Source organism: Sphingomonas sp. S6 (assembly GCF_043498045.1).
Lineage (GTDB): Bacteria > Pseudomonadota > Alphaproteobacteria > Sphingomonadales > Sphingomonadaceae > Sphingomonas.
In genome coordinates this window covers 113568-129210 of record NZ_JBIEOE010000005.1, presented here as the reverse complement: position 1 = coordinate 129210, position 15643 = coordinate 113568, and the positions used below count along the sequence as shown (strand labels likewise).

The following is a 15643-nucleotide window of genomic DNA, read 5'->3' as shown; positions in this document are numbered from 1 at the left end:
GTTCGTAAACCTAGCGCGCGGGGAAGGCGATGCCATTCTGCCAATGTTTACCGGCTAACGGCGCGGCAGCCTAAACCAACATCGCCATGTCAGCAGCGCGCACGGCATGCATGAATGCGGCGAGCTTGACGGCGTCGAGATGGCCGTCCGTCCGCACACCGGAGCACAGGTCGAGCCCATATGGCCTTACCTGGCGGATCGCCTCGCCGACGTTGCTCGCGGACAGGCCGCCGGCCAGAAACACCGGACGCGTGCTGGTGCGAACGAAGTCGGCGCTGATCGCCCAGTCATGCGCCCTGCCCGTGCCACCCAATTCGGCGATCGCCGCATTCGGTCGGCCGGAATCGAGTAGGAATGCGTGAACGTACGGCGAATACAGAGAAATCATGTCGAGTGCTTCGCGGCCCTCCACATGGATCACCTGTACCCGACGGACGTGGGGGAGGCATTCCGCAAGGTTGCGAGATTCCGCGACATCGATGTGCGATACGATTTGCACCGTCGTCGGCTGCGTTCGCGACACGTGCGCTGCAATCGCATCGGCCGTGGTTTCCGACGTCAGCAGGAACGTGGCGACGGGCGGCATGGCGGCCGCGGTGATGTCGGCAATCCGATCATCGGGGATCGGCCCGGGACCCGATGGCATACGCGCCACCAGGCCCAAAGCATCCGCCCCGGCGGCTGTCGCCATATCCGCCTCGGCCCGTGACGCGATGCAACACACCTTTACGCGTGTTCGGAACACAGCGCGCTCTCCCTCACCCCGCCTGCACGCGGCCGGTGCGTTGCAATTTGCCCCAGCCGACCATCGGCCCGCGCATCGCCTGCGTGATCGCCTTCAGCACAACGTAATACATGATCTGGCGATAGCCGACGCGCTGCGGGATCAGCAGCCACAACAGGCTCCACTTCTCGCGCCGTTCCAATGCGAAGGCGACCGTTGCCGCCAACAGGTCGATCGTCGTAAACACCGCCCAGAAGGTCAGCATCGTATAGACGTCGTGGCTCGTCTGCGCCCAGCCGTGCGCCTGCACGTCCAGATAGGTGACGACGAAGCTGACCAGCAGCGCCAGGTCGATGATCGGGCTGATCGCGGCGAGCAGGATCTGGAACACGATCGCCTGCGGCAGGCCGATCCAACCGAGTCCGCGCGGATGGCTGCTGCCGATCGCCGAGCGATGCTTCCACAGGCATTGCAGCGTGCCGAACGCCCAGCGGAACCGCTGCTTGGCGAGTGCGCGGAACGTCTCGGGCGCCTCGGTCCACGCCACTGCATATTGATCGTAGCGGACGGCCCAGCCAGCGCGCTGGATCGCGATGGTGAGGTCCTGATCCTCTGCCAGCGTATCGTGCGGATAGCCGCCGACCTGCTGGATCGCCGCCAGCCGCCACGCGCCCACCGCGCCCGGCACCACGGTGATCGCATTGAGGCGGGCGAACGCCCGCCGCTCCAGGTTCTGCGCGGTGATGTACTCCAGCGCCTGCCACTTGGTGACGAGGTTCACGCGGTTGCCCACCTTGGCGTTACCCGCGACCGCGCCCAGCTTCGGATCGTCGAACCAGCGGGCGAGGCGCGCGATCGTCGTCGGTTCGAACTGCGTGTCGGCGTCGAGCGCGATCACGATCTCGCCCTTCGCCTGCGCCAGCGCCGTATTGAGCGCACGCGCCTTGCCGCCGTTCTCCAGCGTCAGCAGGCGGACGCGCGGATCGTCGCCGAATGCCTCCGCCACGACGGCGGAGGTGCGATCCTTCGACCCGTCGTCGATCACGATCACCTCGATCGCGACATCGGTGGAGGCGAGCACGCCGCGCACCGCGCGTTCGATCACGCGCTCTTCGTTATACGCCGGGATCATCACCGTCACGAAGCGCGTGGGGTCGATCGCCGGGAACACCTCACGCCCCTCGCGCCGCGCCTGGATGAGCGCCAGCGCCGACAGCGCGAGCGCACGCAGGATGCCGACGGTGATTGCGATCGCGAACATCCAGTGCAGCGCGACGACGATGAAGCCCAATGCGCTGAATAGCCCGAGGTCGACGCGCGCGGCGAGCTGGTCGCTTGCGCTGATCGGCGGCATCGATGCGTTGCGCGACAGGCCGGCGAGTGTCGAGACCGGCACGAAGTGATAGCCCATCGCGCGCAGCCGATCGATGATCACCGGCAGCGCCGCCACCGTCTCGGCACGGTTACCCCCGGCATCGTGCAGCAGGACGACGTTGCGGCTGCAGTCGACGGGCGAATCGTTGGTGCAATTGGCGGGGCCATCGGTGACGCGCGCGATCGTCCGGTCGATGATCGCCTGCACGCCTGGTCGCTTCCAGTCGTCCGGATCGACGTGCAGACCCACCGAGACATAGCCGCGGTTCTGCGCCTGGAGCACCGGCCCCAGTTCGTCCGCGGTGCTCGGCTCGGCATCACCGAAATAGGGGGCCCGAAACAGGCGTAGCGATCGGCCGGTGAAGGCCTGGAACAGGCGCTGATTGGCATTCAGCTCGAACAGCACCTGCCCCGGCGACGAGGTCGCGAGATTGGGGTGGGTATAGGTGTGGCTGCCGATCTCATGGCCTTCCATGATCATCCGCTGCAACAACGGCCGCTGCGTCAGGGCATTCTCGCCGACGATGAAGAAGGTGCCGGGGGCATGTTCACGCTTCAGAACGTCGAGAATCTGCGGTGTCCACTTGGGGTCCGGTCCATCGTCGAAGGTCAGCGCGAGCAGCTTCTTGCGATAGCCGGTACGATCCACCTCCAGCGGCGCCGGCAGGCGATCGAAGCGCACGTCGGTGATCGCGCCATTGGGGCCGGTGACCACGGACCGCTGGCCGGTGACGGGCGTGCCGGCGACCTTCAGGATTTCCCCCGGTCCTTCGATATCGACGTCGGTGCCCGCCGGGATCGTATCGATGACACCGGCCGGCGGCAGCGTGCGATGATCGCGGCCGAACAGCTTCCACACGCTGGGGTCTTCGGCACCCAGGCGCCACAGCGCGATGCTGCCGATGCCCGCGCGCTGCAGGAAGGTCATCTCGTTATAGGCGGACGCCGCATCGAGCAGCCAGACGACATGGCTCTCGTCGCCCTCTTTATAGGCGAAGCTGCTGTTGCCGCTGACCGGGTCAAAAGTCGGAACCGTGCCCGAATCGCGTGCGGCCTGCCACGCTTCCTCGACGCTCATCGCGTCGTTGCCGGCGGGCGACCAATTGTAGGCATAGGAGCCGATCGCCACGACCAGCTTCTGCGGCGGGATCCCGCGCGAGGCATTGGCGACCTGTTCGACGAACCAGTGCTGCGACGCGATCGGCCCCGGCTCGCCCGACGTTTCATGCTCGTCATACGCCATCAGGAAGATCTTGTCGGTGACCTTGGCGTAGGCGGGCAGGTTCCATTCCGGATTGCCGACCGGCGCGGCGATCGCGACCACCCAGCCGCGGGGGGCGAAGCGGCGCTGCGCATCCGCCAGGAACGCGCGGTAATCGGCCTGCGCACTGGCGGGCAGATTTTCGAAGTCGAAGAAGGCGCCGCCCGCACGATTGTTGGCAAGCCAGGGCACCAGCTTGTCGAGGAAGGCCGCGCGCGCCTTCGGATCGGCCATCAGTGCGGCAGTGCCCTTGCCGTCCCAATTGCCGTTCAGCGCATTCTGGATCATCGGCAACACCACCGGACGGTGGATCGCCTTGTTCAGGATGGTGCGGCCGGCGGTGTCGCGGAACACGGTGATCTGGTGATTGGGGCCCGTCACGGAGACCCAGCCGGGGATCACCCAGTCCAGTTGCTCGACATGACGGCGAAGGCTCGCGGCGCTCGACGGATCCCAGGGCGTGTGGAATGCGATGGCCAGCGTCGGATTGCCCGATGCCGCGGGCTTGCGCGCCGCGGTGCCGAACAGCTTGTTCTCATAATAAGCGATGCTGCGCCGCGCACGCCGCAACACGCCATGCGGCGCCGCCAGCCGCTGGAGCGGTGGCCGTTCGACCTCTACGGGCAGCAGCGGCGCGACCGGCACCGCGCCGATCGACACCGCGAACATCGCGACCGACAGCACGAGCAACAGGACGAACGCGACGACCGCCAGCGTAAACCGCCGTTTACGCCGACCGCTGGCATCGTAGAAAACCGAATTCTGGGACATTGGCGACACTCCGGCGCCCGCCATGCCCGACGATCGATGGCACGATCAAGACATCAGAATGACAAACCGTTCATGCAGACGACGCCTATTGCTTCGTCGGTCCAAATGCGTGCGCCCATTACCCGTTCTTTACAGCACGATGCCCTCGAACGACTTGTGCCACCCCGACAGGGAGACTGCCCCTTTTCTCTTCACCCCGCGATCCGATGCCTAAACGGTCAGGATCGTGCTGCCCCGCGTCTCGCCTGCCTCCAGTGCCCGGTGCGCGTCCGCCGCATCCTCTAGCGCAAAGGTCTGGCCGATCTCGGGCCGGATCGCGCCCGATCGCAGCATCGCATAGAGCCGCTCGATCCCCGCCTGCCGCTCATCGGGCGTGACATAATAATCGAACAGCGTCGGACGGGTGACGAACAGCGACCCCTTGGCCGCCAGCACGCCCAGGTTGACGCCCGTCACCGCGCCACCGGCATTGCCGTAACTGACGATCAGGCCGCGCCGCGCGGTTACGGCCAACGTGCGCTCCCAGCTCGCCATGCCGACGCCGTCGAACACCACCGCGACGCCCGCGCCGTCGGTAATGTCCTTGACGCGCGCCACGACATCCTCGTCGCGGTGGAGCAGGACGTGATCCGCACCAGCCGTCCGCGCATGCTCCGCCTTCTCATGCGTGCCGGCCGTCCCGATCACCGTCGCGCCGATCGCCTTCAGCCAGCCGGTCATCAACTGCCCGACACCGCCCGCCGCCGCCCAAACCAGCACCGTCTGCCCCGCCTGCACGCGCGCGCAGCGGTCCACCAGGGCCTCCACCGTACACCCCTTCAGCAGCATCGCGGCGGCGGTGCGATCGTCGACATCGTCGGGCAGTCGGAAAAGCTGGTTCGCGGCGACGTTGCGTGCCGTGGCGTAGGCGCCACGCGACGGCCCGAACGTGCCGACCCGATCGCCGACCTTCAGTCCGTCGACGCCCTCGCCCACCGCCTCGACCACACCCGCCGCCTCGCTGCCGAGGCCCGCCGGCAGGTCGACCGGATAGACGCCGCTGCGATGATAGGTGTCGATGTAATTCAGGCCGACCGCATGATGGCGCATCCGAACCTCGCCCGGGCCGGGTGGCGGCAGGTCGACGTCGACCCATTCGATCACCTCCGGCCCGCCGGTGCGGGTGATGCGTGCGACGCGTTCGCTCATATGCCGTCCGTCCTTCTCGTGCCCCGCCCCAACCCGCGATACGCGTTTCGGGTTGCAACCGATCCCGGCACATCGCACTATCGATGGAAATCCGATGGAGAGCGATGCGATGACTGATCCCCTCACCTTCTACATCGACGGCGCCTGGGTGGCGAGCGAGGGCGGCCGCCCCTATGACGTGATCGATCCTTCGACCGAACAGCCAGTAACGACGATCACGCTCGGCACGCAGGCCGACGTCGACAAGGCGGTCGCCGCCGCCGCTCGCGCGTTCGAGACGTTCTCGCAGACCACGCCGGACGAACGCGCCGACCTGCTCGACCGCGTGATCGAGGTGTACAAGAGCCGCATCCCCGATCTTGCCAAGGCGGTCAGCCAGGAAATGGGCGCGCCGGTGGGCTTCGCGCAGGCGGCGCAGGCGCCCGCGGGCCTTGGTTACCTGATGGGCACGGTGAAGGCGTTGCGCGAATTCACCTTCTCCGAACAGGTCGGCAAGGCGCGCGTCGTCCACGAACCGATCGGCGTCGTCGCGATGATCACGCCCTGGAACTGGCCGCTCAACCAGATTTGCGCCAAGGTTGCGCCCGCGCTTGCCGCCGGCAACACGATGATCCTCAAACCGTCCGAGGAAGCGCCGAGCTGCGCGCGGATCCTTGCGGAAATCCTGCACGAAGCGGGCGTACCGGCGGGTGTCTTCAACCTCGTCAACGGCGACGGCCCCACGGTCGGTGCAGCGCTGTCGACCCACCCGGGCGTCGACATGGTGAGCTTCACCGGATCGACCCGCGCGGGCATCGCGGTGGCGCAGGCTGCGGCGGCGACCGTCAAGCGCGTCCATCAGGAATTGGGCGGCAAGGCCCCCAATTTGGTGCTGGAGGGCGCCGACCTCGCCGCCGTCCTGCCGCCCACGCTGCAGGGCGTGCTCGCCAATTCGGGCCAGAGCTGCATCGCACCCACCCGCCTGCTCGTCCACGACAGCCAGGCCGAGGAAGCGGCGCAGGTCGCCAAGGCGATCTTCGAATCCGTGCCCGTCGGCGACCCGGCCGAGATGGGCGCGCATATCGGCCCGGTCGTCAACAAGGCGCAATTCGACAAGATTCAGGCGCTGATCCAGTCGGCGATCGATGAAGGCGCGAAGCTCGTCACCGGCGGCCCCGGCCGTCCCGACGGCCGCAACGCGGGCTATTACGTCCGCCCGACCGTCTTCGCCGATGTGACGCCCGACATGCGCATCGCGCGCGAGGAGACGTTCGGCCCGGTCGCGACGATCACCCGCTACACCGACCGCGACGAGGCCGTGCGCCTTGCCAATGCCACCGAATACGGCCTGTCCGCGGCGATCTCCGGCGATCCGGCGGAAGCGGCCAAGGTTGCGCCGCGGCTGCGCGCCGGCCTCGTCACGATTAACGGCTGGAGCGGCCCGGTGGGCACGCCGTTCGGCGGCTTCAAGCAATCGGGCAACGGCCGCGAGGGCGGCAAATACGGCATCGCCGACTTCATGGAGCTGAAGACGATCGTCGGCGAGCCGGCATAACCAACTGAACGTCCGTCATCCCCGCGAAGGCGGGGATGACGGGCCTTGGGGGCAGGCCTACCGCTTCCGCGCGAACCAGATCGTGTGCATCGCGCCCTTGCCGTTGCTCCGCGCGCGGACGCTGACCTCGTCGACGTCGAACCCGGCGTCGCGCAGCCGTCGGGTAAAGGCCGCGTCCTTCCCCGCGGACCACACCGCCAATATGCCCCCCGGCGCCAGCGCCACCCGCGCCGCCGCCAGCCCGCGATTCGAATAGAGCCGGTTGTTCTCGGCCCGCACCAGTCCGTCGGGGCCGTTGTCGACGTCGAGCAGGATCGCATCATACGTCCCCGCCCCGATCGCGTCGGCGACATCGCCCATCCGCACCGTCACGCGGGCATCGTCCAGCCCGCCCGCGGTCAATTGCGCCATCGGCCCACGCGCCCATGCGATGATCTCCGGCACCAGCTCGGCCACGGTGACACGTGCATCCCGCCCCAGTGCCGCCAAGGCCGCGCGCAAAGTAAATCCCATGCCGTATCCGCCGATCAGCAGATGCGGGGCCCGAGACGCCAGCCGTTCGATCGTCATGACGGCGAGCGCCTCTTCCGACCCGCTCATCCGGCTGTTCATCAGCTCGTTGCGCTCCAGCACGATCATGAAGTCGCCACCGCGGCGGAACAGGCGCAGCGGCTCGCCGCCCGGCACCTCGGCGGTTCCCAGTAGCTCGCGCGGGGTCATCGATCGCGTCCTTCGTTGCGGCGAAAGGCGCCGCCCTACACGCTCGGCTGCGACGCGGCGAGCATGATCGGCGCGCAGCGTTTTGGAGAATGACGCGTTTTGCTGTAACGGCACGCCGCCGAGGTCGCTACGTCGACCCGTCAGCCCGACAATAAGGAATACCGTTCACCACATGGCCGCCTACAAACCCCAGACGTTCCAGGAGCGCGCCGCGCTGTCCGCCAAGGCCAAAGAGGCCGCGCTGGAGAAGCTGCGCAACCGTCCGCAAGTCGACGAAGCGATACTCGCCGAGCGTATCGCCGCCGCCGAAGCCAAGGAAGCTGCGCGCGCCCAGGCGAGCGCCGAAAAGAAGGCCGCCCGCGAACAGGCGATCGCCGAGAAGAAGGCCGCGGCCGAAGCCGCGCGCATCGCTGCCGAGGAAGCTGCCGCCAAGGCCAAGCCCCGCATCCCGACGGAAGCGGAAATGAAGGCCGCCCGCGATGCCCGCTACGCCGCCCGCAAGGCCCGCGTCGGCAAGCGCTAATCCCGCGTGGGTGACGGCGCGGCACATCGTCGCTCAGGCGAGTCGCCCGTCACACCCACCGGAACCCCACCGTCATCGCGTCCCTGGTGGTCGCAGTGACGGATCGAGGAAATCCCGCATACGCTAAGCGCCCAAACGCATACGATATTAGTGTGTTGAACAAATAACACACTGCTGTTAGCCTGCCCCGATCGGCAACTTGGGGAAGGATCGCCATGTATAGCGAAAGCGACATCGATGGCGCGGTGGCGGCGGGGGCGATCTCCGCCGACGCCGCGGCGGCGCTGCGCGCGCACATCGCCGCGGCGCATGCAGCGCCGGCGGTGGACGAAGAGCATTTCCGTCTGCTCACCGGCTTCAACGACATCTTCGTCTCGATCGCGATCGTGCTGCTGCTCGTCGCGGTGGGGCAGATCGGCACCGCACTTGCCCGGCCACTGGGCGGCGTGTTCGTCGCAGGAATGGCCTGGATGCTGGCCGAATATTTCACCGCCAAACGCCGAATGGCGCTGCCCAGCATCCTGCTGCTGATCGCCTTCGTCGGCGGTGTCGCTGGCGGTCTGTTCGAGGGCGTGCAGGCCGTCGCGCCGAACCTCGGCGATCGCGCGGGGGCGCTGGCGATCGCGGGCATCGGCTTGGCCACCGCCGGCGCGGCCTGGCTGCACTGGCGTCGCTTCATGGTGCCGATCACCGTCGCCGCCGGAGCGGCCGCATTGGTCGCAACCGCGATCGGCCTGATCCTCGCCGCCATCCCCGACGTGAAGGATGCGGTCTGGCCGCTGCTGCTGGTCGGCGGCCTTGGCGTCTTTGCCGCGGCGATGCGCTGGGACATGAGCGATACCGAACGTAAGACGCGTCGGTCCGATGTCGCCTTCTGGCTGCACCTCGCCGCTGCACCGATGATCGCGCATTCGATCTTCCAGATGCTGGGCGTGTTCCGCGGCGATATCGGTGCAGGGATGGCCGTGGTGGTGCTGGCGCTATACGTCTGCTTCGCCGCCATCGCGCTGGCGGTCGACCGGCGTGCGCTCCTGGTGTCGGGACTCGCCTATGTGCTGGCCGCGCTCTACGCGCTGTTCCGCAGCGCCGGCGCCATCGAACTGGGCGCGGCGCTCACCGCCTTCGTCATCGGATCGGCGCTGCTGAGCCTGTCCGCTTTCTGGCAGCCGATGCGCCGCGCCGTTGTGACGGCGCTGTCGCAATCGCTCCGCCGCCGGCTGCCACCGGTGCAATACGCTTGATGAGACTGGGGGAGGCGCCGCCTTCCCCGTCGTCCTCTGATCCGAGCTGCCGTCACCCCGGCGAAATCTGATGTCTCTCGCGACTTCCGCTGCTCGCTGTAACACGGAGATCCCAGCCTTCGCTGGGATGACGGCCAATGGGCGACCCCCCGGTCCCTCGGCCCCCGTCAGTCGACCAGCTTCATCAGCCGCCGCTCGATCGGCGCCAGGACCGGGCCGAGTTCCTGGCCCCGCTTCAGGACCATGCCCTGCTCGCCGATGAGGGCCCACATCCCCTGCCGCGCACGCAGCGCCGGGCGTTTCTCGATACGGAATTCGGGACGTTCGGCGGTACGACGAAAGGCGGCGAAGACTGCGGCATCCTTGCCCAGCTCCATCGCATAATCCTTCCAATGCCCGGCCGCGACCATGCGGCCGTACAGATCGAGAATGCGGTTCAATTCGACGCGTTCGAACCCGACCTGCCCCGGCTCGCGTCCCAGCGGAAACGGCGTGACGATCCCCATCAGGCCCCGCCCGTCACGCTCTGTCACGCTCCGCATGGGGCGCGGCATCATCCGCCCGTTCGGCGAGCAGCGCGTCCAGCCGTTTGCGCATCGATTCCAGCTCGCAGCGCATCATCTCGATCTTCTGCGTCGCCGGGTCGAACATCTCGCTGCACGGCGTGCCATAGGGCACGAAGCGCGACGGCGTTTCGGCCGCGCCGCCCTCCACCATGGTCGGCCGCGCCGGGATGCCAACCATCACCGCACCGGCTGGCACGTCGCGGGTCACCACCGCATTGGCACCGACGCGCGCACGCGGACCGACTAGGATCGGCCCCAACACCTGCGCGCCCGATCCGATGATGACGCCATCGGCCAGCGTCGGGTGGCGCTTGCCCGCGACGCCGTTGTCGGGGCTGGTCCCGCCCAGCGTCACGCACTGATAGATGGTGACGTCGTCGCCGATCTCCGCCGTCTCGCCGATCACGACGAAGCCATGGTCGATGAAGAAATTGCGACCGATCGTCGCGCCCGGATGGATGTCGATCGCGGTCCATGCCCGCGCGAAGTGGTTGACGGCACGCGCCAGAAAGAACAGCCGACGCCGGTACAAAGCGTGCGCGACGCGGTGTAGGCCCAGCGCCCAAACGCCCGGATACAACAGGATTTCGGCACGCGAATGCGGCGCCGGATCACGCGCCCGGATCGAATCGAGATAGGCGGCAAGCCGTCCGAACATCCGTTACTTCCCCTTGCCCTTCCGGCTCGTCATCCGACGCATGTAACGCTTCGGCGGCGTAATTTCCATGGTTCCACCGCATGCCCGTTGGCAGAGGCCCCGTGGCTTGGGGGCGGCAAAGCCCAGCTATGTTGTCGGAATTGGCCATAGCGGGCACGATGCTGCCAATGCGTCTTTGCCGGGCGCCGGGAGTTACCGCCTTCGATGCCTGATTTTCTGACTGCGATCGACTGGTCCCAGGTGCTGCCGTTCATCGCGATCGGCTTTGCGGCGCAGGTCATCGACGGCGCGCTTGGTATGGCGTTCGGCGTCATCAACTCGACCTTGTTGGTGACGGTGATGGGCGTTCCCCCCGCGGTCGCCTCCGCCAGCGTCCATGCGGTCGAAACGTTCACCACCGCAGCATCGGGCGTCAGCCACGTCGTACACCGCAACGTCGACTGGAAGCTGTTCCGGCGGCTCGTCATCCCCGGCATGATCGGCGCTGCGGCCGGTGCAAAATTGCTCAGCATGATCGACGCGTCGGTCGCCAAGCCGTTCGTCATGGCCTATCTCGCGTGCATCGGCCTGTATCTGCTGTTCCGTGCGGTCCGCGGCGAGATCAAGCCGCGCAAGCCTCGCGTCGTCGCGCCGCTCGGCCTCGTCGGCGGCTTCCTCGATGCCGCCGGCGGCGGCGGCTGGGGTCCTGTCGTCACCTCCAACCTGCTGATCCAGGGCGCGACGCCGCGCCATACGATCGGCACGGTCAACACGGCGGAATTTTTCCTCACCGCCACCGCCTCGGTCACCTTTTTCGCCGCGCTAGGCTGGTCCGCCTTCACGTTGCACACGCTCGGCATCCTCATCGGGGGCCTCGTCGCGGCCCCGTTCGGCGGCATTCTCGCCAAGCGTGTACCCACCCGCCACCTGATGGCCCTAGTCGGCGTGCTGCTGACCCTCACCAGCGCCTGGTCGATTTATTCCGCACTTGCAAAGTGATGCACTCGCGTTTGCGGTAGGAAACAGCCAGAGCCCCCGTACTAATCGATCATATCGATCATGCGGCGCAAACAGATCAATTTTGCATCGCAGCATGAACGCCTATATCGGCTCCACACCATTCAACGGAGACGACCCATGGCCCTCATCGGCAGCAAGCTGAAGCCCTTCACCACGCAGGCCTACAAGGAAGGCAAGTTCGTGTCGGTCAGCGACACCGACGTGCTCGGCAAGTGGGCGGTGTTCTTCTTTTACCCGGCCGACTTCACGTTCGTCTGCCCGACCGAACTAGAAGACCTCGCCGACGTCTATCCCACGCTCCAGAAGATGGGCGTCGAGGTGTACAGCGTGTCGACCGACACCCACTTCAGCCACAAGGCGTGGCACGACAGCTCGCCCGCGATCGGCAAGATCAACTATTACATGCTGGGCGACCAGAACCACGTGATCAGCAACAACTTCGAGATCCTGCGTGAAGGCCAGGGCCTGGCCGACCGCGGCACGTTCGTGATCGATCCCGAAGGCGTGATCCAGCTGATCGAAGTGACGTCGGAAGGCGTCGGCCGCAACGCCGCCGAACTGCTGCGCAAGATCAAGGCCGCGCAGTATATTGCGGCGCATCCGGGCGAAGTCTGCCCGGCGAAGTGGGAAGAGGGCGAAGAGACGCTCGCTCCCAGCCTGGACCTCGTCGGCAAGATCTAAGCCGGCTGCCCCCCCCCGGGGCCACGGCACGCGCGGCCCGGGGCGGACCATCCGCCTCGGGCCGTTCGCTTTTTTCGTAGACTCATTCCTTTCGGGAGCCTCCCATGCTCGACGCCAATCTGACGCAGCAGCTCAAAGCCTATCTGGTTCACGTTCGCTTCCCCGTGGAGCTGGTCGCGAGCCTGGGGCAGGACGCCAAGTCGCAGCAGATGCGCGAGCTGCTCGACGAGATCGCCGCGCTGTCGGACAAGGTCAGCGTCACCACTGGCGATGACGACCGTACCCCCAGCTTCCTGATCAGACGTGCTGGCACGGACATCGGCGTCCGCTTCGCCGGCCTGCCGATGGGCCACGAATTCACCTCGCTAGTGCTCGCGCTGCTCCAGGTCGGCGGCCACCCGTCGAAGGCGGCGCAGGACCTAATCGAGCAGGTCGTCGCGCTCGACGGCGATTATCATTTCGAAACCTATTTCTCGCTGTCCTGCGCCAATTGCCCCGACGTCGTGCAGGCGCTGAACCTGATGGCGGTCCTCAACCCCCGCGTGACGCACACTGCGATCGACGGCGCGCTGTTCCAGGACGAGGTGGCCAGCCGCAAGGTGATGGCGGTGCCGACCGTATTCCTGAACGGCGAACCCTTCGGTCAGGGCCGGATGGAGCTGGAACAGATCGTCGCAAAGCTCGACACCGGCGCCTCCGCACGCGCGGCCGAAAAGATCGGCGCCAAAGACCCGTTCGACGTCCTCGTCGTCGGTGGCGGCCCCGCCGGCGCCGCCGCGGCGATCTATACCGCGCGCAAGGGCATCCGTACCGGCATCGCGGCGGAACGCTTCGGCGGGCAGGTGCTCGACACGATGGGGATCGAGAATTTCATCTCGGCGCCGCACACCGAAGGCCCGAAGCTCGCCGCCGAGCTGGAACGTCACGTGCGCGACTATGACGTCGACATCATGAACCTGCAGCGCGCGGAAAAGCTGGTGCCGGCGGGCGCCGATGGCCTTCACGAAATCGTGCTGGAAAACGGCGCGTCGCTCAAGGCCCGCACCGTCATCCTGTCGACCGGCGCGCGCTGGCGCACGATGAACGTGCCGGGCGAGGCGGAATACCGCAACAAGGGCGTCGCCTATTGCCCGCATTGCGACGGCCCGCTCTTCAAGGGCAAGCACGTTGCGGTGATCGGCGGCGGCAATTCGGGCGTCGAAGCGGCGATCGACCTTGCCGGCATCGTCGCGCACGTCACGCTGATCGAATATGACAGCGAATTGCGCGCCGACGCGGTGCTCCAGCGCAAGCTGCGTAGCCTCGCCAACGTGACCGTCCTCACCTCCGCGCTGACGACGGAAGTCCATGGCGATGGCGACAAGGTCGTCGCCCTGTCCTACCGCGACCGGAATAGCGAGGCCGTGCATCGGGTCGATCTTGCCGGTATCTTCGTGCAGATCGGCCTCGTCCCGAACACCGAATGGCTGGCAGGAACCATCGCGCTGTCGCCGCGCGGCGAGATCGAAATCGACCACCGCGGCCACACCTCGCAGCCCGGCATCTTCGCCGCGGGCGACGTGACGACCGTGCCGTACAAACAGATCGTGATCGCGATGGGCGAGGGTTCGAAGGCGGCGCTGTCGGCGTTCGATCACCTGATTCGGATGCCGGTGGAAGAGACGCGCGACTGGGAAGAAGCGGCGGAGTAATTCCGGAGCGAAACGATCGCCCAGTAAAACCCGTCACCCCGGACTCGTTCCGGGGTGACGGTTGGTGTTGGGCAGCCGCCGCGCCAACCGACAGTCCGGCTAGTCCGCAGGACTTAGGACTGGCATCCCCCTTCCCGCCCCACTATCTCGCACGGCCATGGCGGCGACCTACCTTCCTACGCTGAAACAGCTGCAATATCTCGTCGCACTGAAGGACCATGGTCATTTCGGCCGCGCGGCCGAAGCGTGCTTCGTCACCCAGTCCACGCTGTCGGCGGGCCTGCGTGAACTCGAAACGCTGATCGGCGTCACCCTCGTCGAACGCACCCGCCGTGTCGTCCGCTTCACGCCGCTGGGCGACCGGATCGCCGACAAGGCGCGCCGTGTGCTGCGCGAAGCGGAGGAATTGGGGGATATCGCTCGCGCCGCCGGCCGCCCCCTGTCAGGCGAGATGCGGATGAGCGTGATCCCGACGATCGCGCCCTTCATGCTGCCCCACATCCTGCCCCGCTTGCGTCGCGATTATCCCGACCTCAAGCTGTTCCTGCGCGAAGAGCCATCAGGCGCCGCATGCGAGGGCTTGCACAATGGTCGCACCGATTGCGTGCTGCTCGCCCTGCCCTTCGCGTGCGGCGACGTCGCCAGCCAACCCCTGTTCGACGACCGGCTGTTCGTCGCCTATCAGCCGCAGGACATGCCGTCGGACCCGCCCGCCGTGCCCGCCGCGCTGATCGACGAGACCCGGCTGCTGCTGCTCGAAGACGGCCATTGCCTGAAGGACCATGCCCTCTCGGCATGCAACCGCCCGGAATTGCGCGCGGAAGCGACGATGCTCGGCACCTCGCTGCACACGATCGTCCAGATGGTCGACAACGGCCTGGGCATGACGATGCTGCCCGAAATGGCGCTGAAGGCGGGCATCCTCGATCACACCAATATCGTCGCCAAACCGCTGGACGCCGACAATGCGGTGCGGCGTATCGCATTGGTCTGGCGTCGCGCGTCCCCGCGCGAAAAGGATTTCCAGCTGCTTGCCGAGGCACTGGCCGAAGCCCGGTAAGGGCCGAGAAATACAGGAGTGCGCGTGACCCGACCCAACGCCCGATCGATCCGCCGGCTCGGCCCGTCCGTCCTGCTCGCCAGCCTTGCCGGCTGCGTGCCGCCCGCCACCGCGCCGGTGGTCGCACCACCGCCCGTCGTATCCGCCCCGGCACCGGTGGCCGTCGACCCCAGCCGGATGGAATCGGAGGCGACGATTGCCCAGTCGGTCGCGACGACGCCCGGCCTCACCACGCTCGCGCGTGAGTTGCGTGTCGCCGAGCTCGATCCGCTGCTGGCGGGCAACGGCCCCTACACGCTGTTCGCCCCCACCGACATGGCCTTCACCCGCCTGGCGCCCGGCATCGCAGGCGATCTGCTTGCGCCGGAGAACCGGCCGACGCTCGTCGCGCTTCTCCGCTACCACATCGTCCCCGGCACCATGACCACGGAGCAGCTGGAGGCGCGCATTGCAGCAGGCGGCGGGCGTGCGACACTGACGACGCTTGGCGGCCAGCCGCTGACCGCGACGATGACCGGCGACGTCATCACGTTGACCAGCGCCAGCGGCAATCGCAGCTATGTCGAGGCCGCGGATGTCGCGCAGGCGAACGGCGTGATCCACGTCGTCAACGGCGTGCTGGTGCCGCGGCTGCCGTAAGCTTCCTGCGCCA

14 protein-coding genes are annotated in these 15643 nt (G+C 67.1%); 8 read left to right on the top strand and 6 right to left on the bottom strand.

The genetic code is table 11. The features are described from left to right. Positions 1 to 70: 70 nt before the first annotated feature. The 3 genes from ACGVWT_RS10450 to ACGVWT_RS10440 all read right to left on the bottom strand — a co-directional run bounded on the left by ACGVWT_RS10450 (position 71) and on the right by ACGVWT_RS10440 (position 5318). Positions 71 to 724 carry a phosphoribosylanthranilate isomerase gene (locus ACGVWT_RS10450; RefSeq protein WP_394426265.1) on the bottom strand — a complete coding sequence of 218 codons (654 nt, stop codon included), beginning with the start codon at positions 722 to 724 and terminating at the stop codon, positions 71 to 73. A gap of 34 nt (positions 725 to 758) precedes the next feature. Continuing rightward, entirely contained in the window at positions 759 to 4130 is a 3372-nt protein-coding gene (locus ACGVWT_RS10445) for a glycosyltransferase (RefSeq protein WP_315462422.1), read from the bottom strand. A gap of 210 nt (positions 4131 to 4340) precedes the next feature. Then, positions 4341 to 5318 (bottom strand): quinone oxidoreductase, encoded by a 978-nt coding sequence (locus tag ACGVWT_RS10440; protein WP_315462423.1) that lies wholly within the window; start codon positions 5316 to 5318, stop codon positions 4341 to 4343. A gap of 109 nt (positions 5319 to 5427) precedes the next feature. Here ACGVWT_RS10440 and ACGVWT_RS10435 point away from each other — a divergent pair, with 109 nt between their 5' ends. Next, a complete protein-coding gene (locus tag ACGVWT_RS10435; protein WP_315462424.1) occupies positions 5428 to 6852 on the top strand; it encodes an aldehyde dehydrogenase family protein in 1425 nt (474 codons plus the stop codon). 57 nt (positions 6853 to 6909) lie between these two features. Here ACGVWT_RS10435 and ACGVWT_RS10430 read toward each other — a convergent pair whose 3' ends face one another. Then, positions 6910 to 7572 (bottom strand): spermidine synthase, encoded by a 663-nt coding sequence (locus ACGVWT_RS10430; protein ID WP_315462425.1) that lies wholly within the window; start codon positions 7570 to 7572, stop codon positions 6910 to 6912. A 172-nt stretch (positions 7573 to 7744) separates the two neighbouring features. On the opposite strand from ACGVWT_RS10430, the gene ACGVWT_RS10425 reads away from it, so the two are divergent. Beyond that, complete coding sequence (locus ACGVWT_RS10425; RefSeq protein ID WP_315462426.1) at positions 7745 to 8095, top strand: DUF6481 family protein; 351 nt, start codon at positions 7745 to 7747, stop codon at positions 8093 to 8095. A gap of 215 nt (positions 8096 to 8310) precedes the next feature. Continuing rightward, positions 8311 to 9336, top strand: coding sequence for a hypothetical protein (locus tag ACGVWT_RS10420; RefSeq protein ID WP_315462427.1), 1026 nt, complete (start codon positions 8311 to 8313; stop codon positions 9334 to 9336). 167 nt (positions 9337 to 9503) lie between these two features. Here the strand turns inward: ACGVWT_RS10420 and ACGVWT_RS10415 are convergent, their stop codons facing one another. Together ACGVWT_RS10415 and epsC are read right to left on the bottom strand one after the other, a co-directional pair. Further along, positions 9504 to 9842: a DUF2794 domain-containing protein gene (locus ACGVWT_RS10415; RefSeq protein WP_017977924.1), complete on the bottom strand. Its 339-nt coding sequence runs from the start codon at positions 9840 to 9842 to the stop codon at positions 9504 to 9506. Between the two features lie 13 nt (positions 9843 to 9855). After that, positions 9856 to 10560 carry a serine O-acetyltransferase EpsC gene (gene epsC, locus ACGVWT_RS10410; protein WP_116462402.1) on the bottom strand — a complete coding sequence of 235 codons (705 nt, stop codon included), beginning with the start codon at positions 10558 to 10560 and terminating at the stop codon, positions 9856 to 9858. A 204-nt stretch (positions 10561 to 10764) separates the two neighbouring features. Here epsC and ACGVWT_RS10405 point away from each other — a divergent pair, with 204 nt between their 5' ends. The 5 genes from ACGVWT_RS10405 (at position 10765) to ACGVWT_RS10385 (ending at position 15630) form a co-directional block, all read left to right on the top strand. Beyond that, the gene (locus ACGVWT_RS10405; protein ID WP_315462428.1) at positions 10765 to 11538 is read left to right on the top strand and encodes a sulfite exporter TauE/SafE family protein; all 774 of its coding nucleotides are present in this window, start codon (positions 10765 to 10767) and stop codon (positions 11536 to 11538) included. A 138-nt stretch (positions 11539 to 11676) separates the two neighbouring features. Then, entirely contained in the window at positions 11677 to 12240 is a 564-nt protein-coding gene (gene ahpC, locus ACGVWT_RS10400) for an alkyl hydroperoxide reductase subunit C (RefSeq protein ID WP_116462404.1), read from the top strand. Between the two features lie 104 nt (positions 12241 to 12344). Then, on the top strand, positions 12345 to 13931 hold the full coding sequence (gene ahpF, locus ACGVWT_RS10395) for an alkyl hydroperoxide reductase subunit F (protein WP_394426256.1): 1587 nt from the start codon (positions 12345 to 12347) through the stop codon (positions 13929 to 13931). Positions 13932 to 14088: 157 nt separating this feature from the next. Beyond that, complete coding sequence (locus ACGVWT_RS10390; RefSeq protein ID WP_017977919.1) at positions 14089 to 14991, top strand: hydrogen peroxide-inducible genes activator; 903 nt, start codon at positions 14089 to 14091, stop codon at positions 14989 to 14991. A gap of 24 nt (positions 14992 to 15015) precedes the next feature. Beyond that, on the top strand, positions 15016 to 15630 hold the full coding sequence (locus ACGVWT_RS10385) for a fasciclin domain-containing protein (protein ID WP_243403016.1): 615 nt from the start codon (positions 15016 to 15018) through the stop codon (positions 15628 to 15630). Positions 15631 to 15643: the final 13 nt, after the last annotated feature.